Below are 12,938 nucleotides of genomic sequence, written 5' to 3' on the forward strand. Positions count from 1 at the left end.
CGGCAGGTCGGCGGCCTCGACGCGGGCACGGTAGTCGTCGGACTCCTCGCCCTCCTTCTCGCCGTTCAGCTCGCGCAGTTCCTTGCGGACGGCCTATGGCGCCGGGCGCCCGCCGCCAGGCCGGCCAGGAACGCGCCGGTCTCCGGCAGGTCGATCCGCCCCAGCTCACCGGGGCGGATCACCACGTGCAGCTCGCGGCAGATCCTCCGCTCCCACGAGTGCACGACGAAGGACAGCAGGATCAGCCGCAGCAGGCTGTCCTCGTCCATGTCGTGCAGCCGGGCCAGGCCCGCGCCGGTCAACGGCATGGTGAGGCGTTCCAGCTGGCCGTGCCGGTGGACGGCGTCCCACAGCCGGTCCAGGCCGAGCCACAGGTCCTGCACCCCGGAGGAGGCCACGCAGTCGTTGCCCATCCGGCTGTAGGCCACGGCGAAGACCAGGTCGGGCCGGGTGCCGAGGACGGCGACCGTGCCGACCGGGTACCGGGCCCGCTTGCCCCGCGGCTTGTCCCGCACGCTCTCCCGGGCCACCGGAGTCACCCCGGCCAGCGCGGCGGCCAGCTCCGCGTCCAGCCGGCGGGCGTCCCCCGCGTAGCGGCGGGCGAGCAACTGCCCCTGCACACTGCCGTCGTTGATGACGGCACCGTCGTCCACGACGGTGTCGAAGGTGTCGGTGAACCCCACCACCAGCTGCCCGGGCCGATCGAAGAGATCGCCCTCCTCCACCACCACCGTCATCCCGGGGCGGGTGAACTCCTGCCGCACGGCGGTCTGCGGGCGGGCCCGGGCCAGCCCCCAGGCCAGGCACAGGGTCACGGAGCCGGCCAGCACCGGTCCGGGCCGGGAGACGACGTCCGGGAACAGCTGGCCGGCGAACTGCACGACGGCCGACACCCCGCCGAAGGCCGCCAGCACACTGCCCGCGAACACCCGCCGCCCCCGCCGGGACCGCAGGGGACGCAGCCGCGCGGGCCGCGGCGAGGGGCGCGGACCGGTCAATCGCATGCTTCCCTCCAGGGCGTCTTGCTACGCTGACGGCACTGTCGACGGGACGTCACGCGGCGGAGGGGGCGAGGCGCGTGGAGACCCGTGCACCGTGCATACGGGTGAGCGTGCTGGGCCCCGTCCGGCTGGAGGTGAACGGTGCCGCCGTACGCCTCACCCCGCTGACCGCCCGGCTGCTGGCCCGGCTGGTCGCCGCCGACGGCGAGGCCGTCACCGCGCGCCGGCTGTACGCGGACGTCTGGCAGCCGACCGTGGAACTGCCGCACCAGGACCTGCGCAACCGCAACGAGGTGCAAAAACGCATCCTGGAACTGCGGCGCGCGTTCGACCGGGCGGGCCCGGGACACGGCGCCCGGATCGTGCGCACCGACCGGCTGCCGACCGCGCGCGGCGCCGAGAGCACCTACCGGCTCGACCTGTCCGACGACGAGCTGGACAGCGCCGAGTTCACGCGCCTGGTGGGCGACGCGCTGCGCGCGACACCGGCCCCGGCCGTCCGGCTGCTCACGGACGCCCTGCGGCTGTGGCGCGGCCGGCCGCTGGCCGAGGTGTGGGACGAGGAGTTCGCGCGCGCACCGGCGCTGCGGCTGACCCAGCTCAGGGAGACCGCGCTGCGCGAGCTCATCGCCGGTCACACCGCACTGGGCCGCTACGACCTCGCCCTGCCGGTGGCCGAACAGACCGCCCGGGAACGGCCGGAGGACCCCGAGGCCGCCGCCGTCCTCGCCCGTCTCAACGCCCGGCTGCGCGAGCGGCACGGCGACGAACTGCTGCGCCACACCCTGCGCGGGCTGCGGGTGGACGTCGTCGTGGTGCGCGGCGACCTGTTCGACCAGGAGGACGCCAACCTGGTCGTGGGGTTCTCCGACACCTTCGACACCTCCACCGACGACATCGTCATCAGCCGGGAGAGCGTGCAGGGCCAGCTGGTCGACCGCCTCTTCGAGGGCCGGCACCGGCTGCTGGACGAGCACCTGCGCCGCGGGCTGAGGGAGGTCACCCCGCTGGCCACCGAGAGCGTCCGGGCCAAGCCGCGCGGCCGGCGCACCCGCTACCCGGTCGGCACCGCCGTGCCGGTCCCGGTCGGCAAACGCCGGGTCTTCGCCCTCGCCTACTCCCGGCTGGGCAACGACCTGCGCGCCCGCTCCGCCCCGGCCGACCTGCGGCTGAGCCTGGAACGCCTGTGGCCGTCGGTCGCCCTGCACGGCCTGTTCAAACCGGTGGCGGTACCGCTGATCGGTGCCGGCCTGTCCCGCCTCGTCGAACTCGACCACACCCAGCTGCTGACGCTGATCGTCGAGACCTTCACCGACAGCCTGCGCCAGGACCCGGCCGTCTGCCCCGAGCTGCGGATCGTCGTCCGGGACGAGGAGCTGGAGCGGACCGACCTCTCGGCGGTGGAGGCGTTCCTGCGCGGTGCGGACGAGCGGGGCCCGGCACTGCCGCCGACCGGCCCGGACTGACCTGTTCACACCCCCAGCAAAGCGCCGCACCCGCTTCCGCCGACAGCCACCGTCCGCTTCCGGAACGCTTCCGGGCCGCACCCGCCGTCGCCGGGGCGGAAACCGGCGGGTACGGAAACCGCCGAGCGGCGGGTGAAGCGGGGCCCCGGTGGTCAGGATGGAGGCATGGGATTCCATGTCGACTCCGAGGCCGGGCGGCTGCGCCGCGTCATCCTGCACCGGCCGGATCTGGAGCTCAAAAGGCTCACCCCCAGCAACAAGGACGCCCTGCTCTTCGACGACGTGCTCTGGGTGCGCCGGGCGCGCGCCGAGCACGACGGGTTCGCCGACGTACTGCGCGACCGCGGGGTCGAGGTCCACCTCTTCGGGGACCTGCTCGCCGAGACCCTGGCGCTGCCCGAGGCCCGCGCGCTCGTCCTGGACCGGGTCTTCGACGAGAAGGAGTACGGCCCCCTCGCCACCGACCACCTGCGCGCCGCCTTCGACCGGATGACCCCGGGCGAGCTGGCCGAGGCCCTGGTCGGCGGGATGACCAAGCGGGAGTTCCTGGCGGCCCACGCGGAGCCGATCTCGGTCCGCTTCCACGCCATGGAGCTGGACGACTTCCTGCTGCGCCCGCTGCCCAACCACCTGTTCACCCGGGACACCTCGGCGTGGATCTACGACGGCGTCTCCATCAACGCCATGAGATGGCCCGCCCGGCAGCGGGAGACCGTCCACTTCGAGGCGATCTACCGCCACCACCCGCTGTTCCGTGACGAAACGTTCCACGTGTGGTCGCGGGGGCAGGCGGACTACCCCTCCACCATCGAGGGCGGTGACGTCCTGGTGATCGGCAACGGTGCCGTCCTGATCGGCATGAGCGAGCGCACCACCCCGCAGGCCGTGGAGATGCTGGCGCACAAGCTGTTCGCGGCCGGCTCGGCGCGCACGATCGTCGCGCTGGACATGCCCAAGCGGCGCGCCTTCATGCACCTGGACACGGTGATGACCATGGTCGACGGCGACACCTTCACCCAGTACGCCGGCCTGGGCATGCTCCGCTCGTACACCATCGAGGCGGGCGACGGCGAACGCGAGCTGAAGGTCACCGACCACCCGCCGGAGCACATGCACCGGGCGATCGCCGCCGCCCTCGGCCTGGGCGAGATCCGGGTGCTGACCGCCACGCAGGACGTGCACGCGGCCGAACGCGAGCAGTGGGACGACGGCTGCAACGTCCTCGCCGTCGAGCCCGGGGTCGTCGTCGCCTACGAGCGGAACTCCACCACCAACACGCACTTGCGCAAGCAGGGCATCGAGGTGATCGAGATCCCGGGCAGCGAGCTCGGCCGGGGCCGGGGCGGCCCGCGGTGCATGAGCTGCCCCGTGGAGCGGGACCCCGTATAAGATCGCATATAAATGTGAAGGATCGTATAGACTTCCACTGTCCCTCGTAGTCCACACCTCTGGAGCGCCCCGACATGGCGACAGTCCCGACCGCCCTCGCCGGCCGCCACTTCCTCAAGGAGCTGGACTTCACCGAGGAGGAGTTCCGCGGCCTGGTCGAGCTGGCCGCCGAGCTGAAGGCCGCCAAGAAGGCCGGGGCCGAGACCCGGTACCTGCGGGGCCGCAACATCGCGCTGATCTTCGAGAAGACCTCGACGCGCACCCGCTGCGCGTTCGAGGTCGCCGCGGCCGACCAGGGCGCCCACACCACCTACCTCGACCCGGTCGGCTCGCAGATCGGGCACAAGGAGTCCGTGAAGGACACCGCCCGCGTGCTGGGCCGGATGTACGACGCGATCGAGTACCGGGGCGACAGCCAGGCCAAGGTCGAGGAGCTGGCCGCGTACGCCGGTGTGCCCGTCTACAACGGCCTCACCGACGACTGGCACCCCACCCAGATGCTCGCCGACGTGCTCACCATGACCGAGCACAGCGCCAAGCCGCTGCGGAAGATCGCCTTCGCCTACCTCGGGGACGCCCGCTTCAACATGGGCAACTCCTACCTGGTCACCGGCGCCCTGCTCGGCATGGACGTACGGATCGTCGCCCCGAAGAGCTACTGGCCCGCCCAGGAGATCGTCGACCGCGCCCGCGAGCTGGCCGCCGCCAGCGGCGCCCGCGTCACCCTCACCGAGGACGTCGCCGAGGGCGTCCTGGGCGCCGACTTCGTCGCCACCGACGTCTGGGTCTCCATGGGCGAACCCAAGGAGGTCTGGAGCGAGCGGATCGCGGCCCTGGCCCCGTACGCCGTGACCATGGACGTCCTGCGCGCCACCGGCAACCCGGACGTGAAGTTCCTGCACTGCCTGCCGGCCTTCCACGACCTCGGCACCGCCGTGGGACAGCAGATCCACGAGGCCCACGGCCTGGCATCGCTGGAGGTGACGGACGAGGTCTTCGAGTCCGCCCACTCGGTCGTCTTCGACGAGGCCGAGAACCGGCTGCACACCATCAAGGCGGTGCTGGTGGCCACACTCGCCCGGGAAAGCCTTGCCTGACCCGCCTCACCAGGCCTTATCCTGACCGGCGGCCCGGAACCACCCCTTCCGCTGCCGTCGCCGCGCCCCTACGACGGGCGCCCGCACCACCAGAAACGAGCACCACCCGCATGCCCGCTCCCCGCATCAAGTCCCCGCACCTGCTCGTCGCCGAATCCGGAGCCGACCGCGAGGGACACGGCCTGAAGCGCACCATGGGCCTCTTCCAGCTCATCTGCTTCGGCGTCGGCGCCATCGTCGGCACCGGCATCTTCGTCGGCCTCTCCGACTCCGTCGCCCAGGCCGGCCCGGCCGTCGTCGTCTCCTTCGTGCTGGCCGCGATCACCTGCGTCTTCACCGCCCTCTCCTTCGCCGAGCTGGGCGGCGCGATCCCGGTCTCCGGCTCCTCGTACTCCTTCGCCTACGCGGGCCTCGGCGAGTCCACCGCCTTCCTCGTCGGCTGGTGCCTGCTGCTGGAGTACGGCATCTCCATCTCGGCCGTCGCGGTCGGCTGGAGCCAGTACGTCAACGAGCTGCTGCACAGCCTCACCGGCCTCCAGCTGCCGGCGGCGCTCTCCGCCGGCCCCGGCGACGGCGGCATCGTCAACCTCCCCGCCGTGATCGTCATCGCCCTGGCCTCCGTGCTGCTGGTGCGCGGGGTGCGCGAGAGCGCCCGGGCCACGGCCGCCATGGCCGCCGTGAAGCTCGCCATCCTGCTCGCCTTCTGCGCCGTCGGCTACAGCGCCTTCAAGGACGGCAACCTCACCCCGTTCTCCCCGGCCGGCCTCGGCGGCATCGGCGCCGGCACCACCGCCGCGTTCTTCTCCTACATCGGCTTCGACGCGATCACCACCGCCGGCGAGGAGGCGAAGAACCCGCGCCGGGACGTCCCCGTCGCGATCCTCGTCTGCATGGGCCTGGTCACCCTGCTGTACTGCGCGGTCGCCTTCGCCGCGATCGGCGCCATCGGCGGCGACCAGGTCGCCGGCCGCCCCGCCGCGCTCTCCTACGTCGTCAACGAGGTCACCGGTTCCGCCCTCGGCGGCGGGGTCGTCGCCTTCGGCGCGGTCGTCGCCATCGCCTCCGTGGTCCTCGCCGTGATGTACGGCCAGACCCGCATCCTGATGTCGATGTCCCGGGACGGCCTGATCCCGCGCGTCTTCGAGAAGGTCTCCCCGCGGACCTCCACCCCGGTCGCCGGCACGCTGATCGTCGCGGTCGTCTTCGCCGTCCCCGCGGCCTTCGCCTCCCTCGACGCCGTGATGAACCTGTGCACCATCGGCACGCTGGCCGTCATGGCCGTCGTCAACATCACGGTGATCGCCCTGCGCCGCCGCGAACCGGGCCTCGCCCGCAGCTTCCGGGTGCCGCTGTACCCGGTGGCCCCGCTGCTCGGCGTCGGCTTCTGCCTGTACCTGATGTACGAGACCGGCTGGCGGACCTGGCTCCAGTTCGCCGTGTTCCTCGCGGTGGGCCTGCTGGTCTACGGCGCCTACGGCCGCCGGCACTCCACGCTGGCCCGGCCGCCGGCCGCCGAGGTCACACCGGCCGGCGCTGAGCGGGAACCACAGGCAGTCTGAACCACACCGCCTTGCCCGACGCGGTGGGGCGGTGCCCGCAGGACGAGCTGAGGGCGCGGATCAGCAGCAGCCCGCGCCCGCCCTCCTGCCAGACGTCGGGCTCCTCCAGCACGGGCCGGGTCAGCTGGCCCGGCGGCGCCGGGTCCGGGTCGTGCACCTCGACCTGGCAGCCGGTCGGCTGCAACTCCACCACCAGCTCGATCGGCCCGCGCCCGGCGGTGTGCTCCACCGCGTTGGCCACCAGTTCGGCCGTGAGCAGTTCCGCCGTGTCGCAGTCGGCCACGTGCTCCACCTCGGTGAGAGCCGAGCGCACCAGAGCACGCGCCACCGGCACCGCCGCGGCGGTGTGCGGCAGCGCGATGCGCCAGGAGGCCGATTCGGCAGGGCGTTCGTGCAAGGCGAGTCCGTTCATGGAGCAGGCTGTCCTGCTTTCGACTGTAGGAATGGTACGGGCCCGGCCACCGCGGACGGTCGGGGGGCTTCGCCCGGAACCTCCCGGCCCCGGTACCGGGCGGCTTACCCAGGCGGGCGGCCGGTCTCGCCCGCCGGGGCCCACTGTTACGCCGCTGTCGACAACCGGTGACCGACGTGACCGAAAACAGCCGGTCGGAACGGCGTGTGTCGCGCCCACGTGACGACAGTCACAAACAAGTGATAACTTCGTGGGACAGAGCAACGTACGGCACCGCCGCGCTAGGAGGCCGCACGTCATGAGTCCCTTCACCGGCTCCGCCGCCCGCACCGCCGACTGGACGCACCTGCGGGTCCGGATCACCGACGGGGTGGCCACCGTCACCCTCGCCCGGCCCGCGAAACTCAACGCCCTCACCTTCGGCGCCTACGCCGACCTGCGCGACCTGCTCGCCGAGCTGTCCCGGGAGCGCTCGGTGCGCGCCCTGGTCCTGGCCGGCGAGGGCCGCGGCTTCTGCTCCGGCGGTGACGTGGACGAGATCATCGGCGCCACGCTGGCCATGGACACGGCGCAGCTGCTCGACTTCAACCGGATGACCGGCCAGGTCGTCCGGGCGATCCGGGAGTGCCCGTTCCCGGTGATCGCCGCGGTGCACGGCGTGGCGGCGGGCGCCGGGGCCGTCCTCGCCCTGGCGGCCGACTTCCGCGTCGCGGACCCCTCGGCCCGGTTCGCCTTCCTCTTCACCCGGGTCGGCCTGTCCGGCGGCGACATGGGCGCGGCCTACCTGCTGCCCCGGGTCGTCGGTCTCGGCCACGCCACCCGGCTCCTCATGCTCGGCGACCCGGTCCGGGCCCCCGAGGCCGAGCGCATCGGCCTGATCAGCGAGCTCACGGAGGAGGGCCGGGCCGACGAGGCCGCCGCCGCGCTGGCCCGCCGGCTGGCCGACGGCCCCGCCCTGGCGTACGCCCAGACGAAGGCGTTGCTGACCGCCGAGCTGGACATGCCGCTGGCCGCCTCGGTCGAACTCGACGCCTCCACCCAGGCCCTGCTGATGAACGGCGAGGACTACGCGGAGTTCCACGCGGCCTTCACGGAGAAGCGCCCGCCGAAGTGGCGGGGGAGGTGAGGTGCCGGTGCGTGTGGCGATCATCGGCGGAGGCCCCGGCGGGCTCTACGCCGCCGCCCTGCTGAAGCGCCTCGACCCGGCCCGCCACGTCACCGTCTGGGAACGCAACGCCCCCGACGAGACCTTCGGCTTCGGGGTGGTCCTCTCCGACGAGACCCTCGGCGGCATAGAACACGCCGACCCGGTCGTCTACGAGGCGCTGCGGCAGGACTTCGTCCGCTGGGACGACATCGACATAGTGCACCGGGGCACACGCCACCGCTCCGGCGGCCACGGCTTCGCCGCGCTGGGCCGGCACCGGCTCCTGGCCATCCTGCACGAACGCTGCCGCTCACTGGGCGTGGAGCTGCGGTTCTCCACCGAGGCGCCGCCCGTCGACCGGCTCGCGGCGGACCACGACCTCGTCATCGCCGCCGACGGTGTCCACAGCAGCACCCGCGACACCTGCTCCGCCGTGTTCCGCCCCCGGGTGGCCGCACACCGTTGCCGCTACATCTGGCTCGCCGCCGACTTCGCCTTCGACGCCTTCCGCTTCGAGATCGCCGAGACCGAGCACGGCGTGATGCAACTGCACGGCTACCCCTACGCGGCGGACGCCTCCACTGTCATCGTCGAGATGCGCGAGGAGGTCTGGCGGGCGGCCGGCCTCGACGAACTCGACGCGCAGGAGTCGGTGGCGCGCTGCGCCAAGATCTTCGCCGACGCGCTCCGCGGACGCCCCCTGCGCTCCGGCACGTCCGCCTGGACCACCTTCCGTACGGTCGTCAACGACCGCTGGTCGCACGGCAACGTCGTGCTGCTGGGCGACGCCGCGCACACCGCCCACTTCTCCATCGGCTCCGGCACCAAGCTCGCCGTGGAGGACGCCCTCGCGCTGGCCGCCTGCCTCGCGGAACAGGACCCCCTGGAGCGGGCCCTCGCGGCCTACGAGGAGGAGCGCAAGCCCGTGGTCGCCTCCACCCAGCGGGCCGCCCGGGCCAGCCTGGAGTGGTTCGAGAACCTGCCCCTGTACCTCGGCCAGCGGCCCCGCCAGTTCGCCTTCAACCTGCTCACCCGCAGCCGCCGGGTCACCCACGGCAACCTGCGGCTGCGCGACTCCCGCTTCACCGAGTCCGTGGAGCGCGAGTTCGGCTGCCCGCCCGGCACACCGCCGATGTTCACGCCGTTCCGGCTGCGCGGCCTGACCCTGCGCAACCGGGTCGTCGTCTCACCGATGGACATGTACTCCGCCACCGACGGCGTCCCCGGCGACTTCCACCTCGTCCACCTGGGGGCCCGCGCCCTCGGCGGGGCCGGACTGGTGATGACCGAGATGGTGTGCGTCAGCGCGGAGGGCCGGATCACCCCCGGCTGCGCCGGCCTCTACACCGGCCGGCAGGCCGAGGCGTGGCGCCGGGTCACCGACTTCGTGCACCGCCAGTCCCCGGGCACCGCGATCGGCGTCCAGCTCGGCCACTCCGGCCGCAAGGGCTCCACGAAGGTGATGTGGGAGGGCATGGACGAGCCGCTGCCCACCGGCAACTGGCCCCTCGTCGCCGCCTCCCCGCTGCCGTACCGGCCGGGCGGCCAGATCCCGCGCGAGCTGTCCCGCGCCCAGCTCACCGACCTGCGCGAGCAGTTCGCCGCCGCGGCCTGGCGGGCCGCGCGGGCCGGCTTCGACCTGCTCGAACTGCACTGCGCCCACGGCTATCTGCTCTCCGGCTTCCTCTCCCCGCTCACCAACCGGCGCACCGACGCCTACGGCGGCTCGCTGGAGCGGCGGCTGCGGTTCCCGCTGGAGGTCTTCGACGCCGTACGGGGGGTGTGGCCGGCCGAGCGGCCGATGACCGTCCGGATATCGGCCACCGACTGGGCCGAGGGCGGGACGAGTGCCGAGGACGCCGTCGAGATCGCGCGCGCCTTCGCCGCGCACGGCGCCGACGCCGTCGACGTGTCCACCGGGCAGGTGGTGGCTGAGGAGCGGCCGGAGTTCGGGCGGTCGTACCAGACGCCGTTCGCCGACCGGATCCGGCACGAGGTCCGCATCCCGGTGATCGCGGTTGGCGCGATCTCCTCCTGGGACGACGTCAACTCGCTGATCCTGGCGGGCCGTACGGACCTGTGCGCGCTGGCCCGGCCGCACCTGTACGACCCGCACTGGACCCTGCACGCGGCGGTCGAGCAGGGCTACGAGGGCCCCGGCGCCGTCTGGCCCGCCCCCTACCGGGCCGGCAGCAGGCGCCCGCAGACCGGCCGCACGGACGCCCCGAAACCGCGCCTGTCGCTCGGCGGCTGAGGCACCGCGCCGGGCTCGGGGCCCGCCTCACACCCCCGCGAACACGGCCCCCGCGTCCCGCAGCCGTTCGTGCAGGCCGCGGAAGACCTCCGCCGAGCGGACCCCGGGCCAGTCGGCCGGGAGGAGGCGGGTGGGCAGGCCCGGGTCGCTGTAGGGCAGGTGGCGCCAGGAGTCGAGGGCGAGGAGGTAGTCGTGGTACGCCTCCTCGGGCGGGGTGTCGGCTCGCTCCTCCCAGGCGTGCAGGACCGGCGCGTGCGCGTCCAGGAAGCGCTCGTGCTCCTTGGCGATCGCCGCCAGGTCCCACCAGCGGGCCACCGCCTCGGCCGTGGCCGCGAACCCCAGGTGCTCGCCGCGGAAGAAGTCCACGTACGGATCCAGGCGCAGCCGGCGCAGGGTGTGCTCGGTCTCCTCGTACAGACGGGCCGGGGCGATCCACACCCCCGGGGCCGCCGTACCGAAGCCCAGGCCGGCCAGCCGGGAGCGCAGCACATGCCGCTTCTGCCGCTCCGACTCCGGGACCGAGAACACCGCGAGCACCCAGCCCTCGTCCGCGACGGGCGCGCCCGCGTAGATGCGCCGGTCGCCGTCGTCCAGCAACTGGCGGGCCTCTTCGGAGAGTTCGTACCCGGCGGCGCCGGACTCCGTGCGGGCGGGCCGCAGCAGCCCGCGCCGTTTGAGCCGGGACACCGAGGAACGCACGGACGGCGCGTCCACGCCGACGGCGGCCAGGAGCCGGATCAGCTCGGCGACGGGCACCGGGCCGGGCATGAAGCGGCCGTACGCGCCGTAGAGCGTGACGATGAGGGACCTGGGGGCGTGCTGCTCGGACACGTTGATCATTTTAGGTCGTCGGCATCACTGCTGGTCACCTTCGGTGCGCAGCAGGAACCGCTGGAGTTTGCCGGTGGCCGTGCGGGGCAGCGCGTCGAGGAAGACGAACGCGCGCGGGCATTTGTACGGTGCCAGCTCGGCGGTGAGGAAGGCGCGCAGCGCCTCCGGGTCGCGCCGGGCGCCCGCGCGCAGCACCGTGTAGGCCACCACCACCTGGCCGCGGGCCGCGTCGGGACGGCCGACGACCGCCGTCTCGGCCACGTCCGGATGACGCATCAGCGCCTCCTCCACCTCCGGTCCGGCGATGTTGTACCCGGCCGAGATGATCATGTCGTCGGCGCGGGCCACATAGCGGAAGTAGCCGTCGGCCTCGCGTATGTAGGTGTCGCCGGTGATGTTCCAGCCGCCCCGGACGTACTCCCGCTGCCGCGGGTCGGCGAGGTAGCGGCAGCCGACCGGGCCGCGCACGGCCAGCAGCCCGGGCTCGCCGTCGGGCACCGGCTCGCCGTCGGCGTCCTGGACGCGCGCCTGCCAGCCCGGCACCGGCACGCCCGTGCTGCCGGGCCGGATCCGCTCGTCGGCGGCGGAGAGGAAGATGTGCAGCAGCTCGGTGGCCCCGATGCCGTTGATGATGCGCAGGCCCGTGCGATCGTGCCAGGCCCGCCAGGTGGCCGCGGGCAGGTTCTCGCCGGCCGAGACGCAGCGCCTGAGGGACGTCAGGTCGTGCCGGTCCACCTCCTCCAGCATGGCGCGGTAGGCGGTCGGCGCGGTGAAGAGGACCGAGACGCGGTGCTCGGCGATCGCGGGCAGCAGCTGGCGCGGGCCCGCGTGCTCCAGCAGCAGGGCGCTCGCCCCGGCCCGCAGGGGGAAGATCACCAGCCCGCCGAGACCGAAGGTGAAGCCCAGCGGGGGACTGCCGGCGAAGACATCGTCCTCATGGGGGCGCAACACATGCCGCGAGAAGGTGTCGGCTGTCGCCAGCACATCGCGGTGGAAGTGCATGCACCCTTTCGGGCGACCCGTCGTGCCGGAGGTGAACGCGATCAGGGCGACGTCGTCGGCCGCGGTGTCCACCGCCGGGTAGGGGCCCGCGGGCGCCGGGCGGCGCAGCAGGTCGTCGGGTGTGTCACCGCCGTACGTCGTGATGCACAGCCCGGGCACCGAGGCCTTCGCCAGGTCGTCCACCACCCGGATGTCGCACAGCGCATGACCCACCCGGGCGATCCCGCACAGGGTCGCCAGCTCGTGCGGGCGCTGCTGGGCCAGCACGGTGACCGCGACCGCGCCCGCCTTCAGCACCGCCAGCCAGCAGGCGGCGAGCCAGGGCGTGGTGGGGCCGCGCAGCAGCACCCGGTTGCCCGGGACCACGCCCAGGGAGCCGGTGAGCAGGTGCGCGATCCGGTCGACCCGCGCGCGCAGCTCGCCGTAGGTCCAGACGGCGCCGTCCGGGGTGCGGAACACCGGGCGGGCCGGGTCGGCGTGGTCCAGGAGCTCCGCGGCGCAGTTCAGCCGATCGGGGTAGCGCAGTTCCGGCAGGTCGAACCGCAGCTCGGGCCACTCGTGCGGCGGGGGCAGATGGTCGCGCGCGAACGTGTCCACGTGGGCCGAGAGATGCATGGCGGTCCGCCCCCTTGCCGTGACAGATGTCCGGGACAGATGTCCGAACGGGCTACCTGGTGGGCTCGCGCCTTGAGCGTATCGTGTTGGTGACGGCAGTCAACTGCACGCGATAACGTCAGGAGGCGGGGTGCGGCGGGGGGCGCGGACCCGCCCCGGCACGTG

The 12,938-nt window shown here is 73.2% G+C and carries 10 protein-coding genes; 6 read left to right on the forward strand and 4 right to left on the reverse strand.

What is annotated here, in order from left to right; translation table 11 throughout:
- Nucleotides 1-65 precede the first annotated feature (65 nt).
- Nucleotides 66-1,004 carry a macro domain-containing protein gene (locus ABZ923_RS24590; RefSeq protein WP_361475447.1) on the reverse strand — a complete coding sequence of 313 codons (939 nt, stop codon included), beginning with the start codon at nucleotides 1,002-1,004 and terminating at the stop codon, nucleotides 66-68.
- 101 nt (nucleotides 1,005-1,105) lie between these two features.
- On the opposite strand from ABZ923_RS24590, the gene ABZ923_RS24595 reads away from it, so the two are divergent.
- From ABZ923_RS24595 to ABZ923_RS24610, 4 genes are all read left to right on the forward strand, one after another.
- Nucleotides 1,106-2,467 carry a macro domain-containing protein gene (locus tag ABZ923_RS24595; RefSeq protein ID WP_361475449.1) on the forward strand — a complete coding sequence of 454 codons (1,362 nt, stop codon included), beginning with the start codon at nucleotides 1,106-1,108 and terminating at the stop codon, nucleotides 2,465-2,467.
- 165 nt (nucleotides 2,468-2,632) lie between these two features.
- Nucleotides 2,633-3,856, forward strand: a complete 1,224-nt coding sequence (locus ABZ923_RS24600; RefSeq protein WP_361475451.1) for an arginine deiminase — start codon at nucleotides 2,633-2,635, stop codon at nucleotides 3,854-3,856.
- A gap of 74 nt (nucleotides 3,857-3,930) precedes the next feature.
- Nucleotides 3,931-4,953: an ornithine carbamoyltransferase gene (argF, locus tag ABZ923_RS24605; RefSeq protein WP_361475453.1), complete on the forward strand. Its 1,023-nt coding sequence runs from the start codon at nucleotides 3,931-3,933 to the stop codon at nucleotides 4,951-4,953.
- A gap of 110 nt (nucleotides 4,954-5,063) precedes the next feature.
- A complete protein-coding gene (locus tag ABZ923_RS24610) occupies nucleotides 5,064-6,512 on the forward strand; it encodes an amino acid permease (protein ID WP_361475455.1) in 1,449 nt (482 codons plus the stop codon).
- On the opposite strand, the gene ABZ923_RS24615 is transcribed toward ABZ923_RS24610, so the two are convergent.
- Nucleotides 6,472-6,924, reverse strand: coding sequence for an ATP-binding protein (locus ABZ923_RS24615; protein WP_361475457.1), 453 nt, complete (start codon nucleotides 6,922-6,924; stop codon nucleotides 6,472-6,474). The two genes, ABZ923_RS24610 and ABZ923_RS24615, sit on opposite strands and share 41 nt — an antisense overlap.
- A 298-nt stretch (nucleotides 6,925-7,222) precedes the next feature.
- Here ABZ923_RS24615 and ABZ923_RS24620 point away from each other — a divergent pair, with 298 nt between their 5' ends.
- Together ABZ923_RS24620 and ABZ923_RS24625 are read left to right on the forward strand one after the other, a co-directional pair.
- On the forward strand, nucleotides 7,223-8,050 hold the full coding sequence (locus tag ABZ923_RS24620) for an enoyl-CoA hydratase family protein (RefSeq protein WP_361475459.1): 828 nt from the start codon (nucleotides 7,223-7,225) through the stop codon (nucleotides 8,048-8,050).
- A 7-nt stretch (nucleotides 8,051-8,057) separates the two neighbouring features.
- The gene (locus tag ABZ923_RS24625) at nucleotides 8,058-10,325 is read left to right on the forward strand and encodes a bifunctional salicylyl-CoA 5-hydroxylase/oxidoreductase (protein WP_361475516.1); all 2,268 of its coding nucleotides are present in this window, start codon (nucleotides 8,058-8,060) and stop codon (nucleotides 10,323-10,325) included.
- A gap of 27 nt (nucleotides 10,326-10,352) precedes the next feature.
- On the opposite strand, the gene ABZ923_RS24630 is transcribed toward ABZ923_RS24625, so the two are convergent.
- Nucleotides 10,353-11,165, reverse strand: coding sequence for a PaaX family transcriptional regulator C-terminal domain-containing protein (locus ABZ923_RS24630; protein WP_361475461.1), 813 nt, complete (start codon nucleotides 11,163-11,165; stop codon nucleotides 10,353-10,355).
- Between the two features lie 15 nt (nucleotides 11,166-11,180).
- On the reverse strand, nucleotides 11,181-12,773 hold the full coding sequence (locus ABZ923_RS24635) for an AMP-binding protein (protein ID WP_361475463.1): 1,593 nt from the start codon (nucleotides 12,771-12,773) through the stop codon (nucleotides 11,181-11,183).
- Between the last annotated feature and the right edge of the window lie 165 nt (nucleotides 12,774-12,938).

Source organism: Streptomyces sp. NPDC046881 (assembly GCF_040645015.1).
Taxonomy (GTDB): Bacteria; Actinomycetota; Actinomycetes; order Streptomycetales; family Streptomycetaceae; genus Streptomyces.

What these genes read in the sequence shown, in the direction of transcription:
- ABZ923_RS24590 (WP_361475447.1), bottom strand. Translation starts at nt 1,004, where the DNA reads ATGCGATTGACCGGTCCGCGCCCCTCGCCGCGGCCCGCGCGGCTGCGT.
- ABZ923_RS24600 (WP_361475451.1), top strand. Translation starts at nt 2,633, where the DNA reads ATGGGATTCCATGTCGACTCCGAGGCCGGGCGGCTGCGCCGCGTCATC.
- argF (WP_361475453.1), top strand. Translation starts at nt 3,931, where the DNA reads ATGGCGACAGTCCCGACCGCCCTCGCCGGCCGCCACTTCCTCAAGGAG.
- ABZ923_RS24610 (WP_361475455.1), top strand. Translation starts at nt 5,064, where the DNA reads ATGCCCGCTCCCCGCATCAAGTCCCCGCACCTGCTCGTCGCCGAATCC.
- ABZ923_RS24615 (WP_361475457.1), bottom strand. Translation starts at nt 6,924, where the DNA reads ATGAACGGACTCGCCTTGCACGAACGCCCTGCCGAATCGGCCTCCTGG.
- ABZ923_RS24620 (WP_361475459.1), top strand. Translation starts at nt 7,223, where the DNA reads ATGAGTCCCTTCACCGGCTCCGCCGCCCGCACCGCCGACTGGACGCAC.
- ABZ923_RS24630 (WP_361475461.1), bottom strand. Translation starts at nt 11,165, where the DNA reads ATGATCAACGTGTCCGAGCAGCACGCCCCCAGGTCCCTCATCGTCACG.
- ABZ923_RS24635 (WP_361475463.1), bottom strand. Translation starts at nt 12,773, where the DNA reads ATGCATCTCTCGGCCCACGTGGACACGTTCGCGCGCGACCATCTGCCC.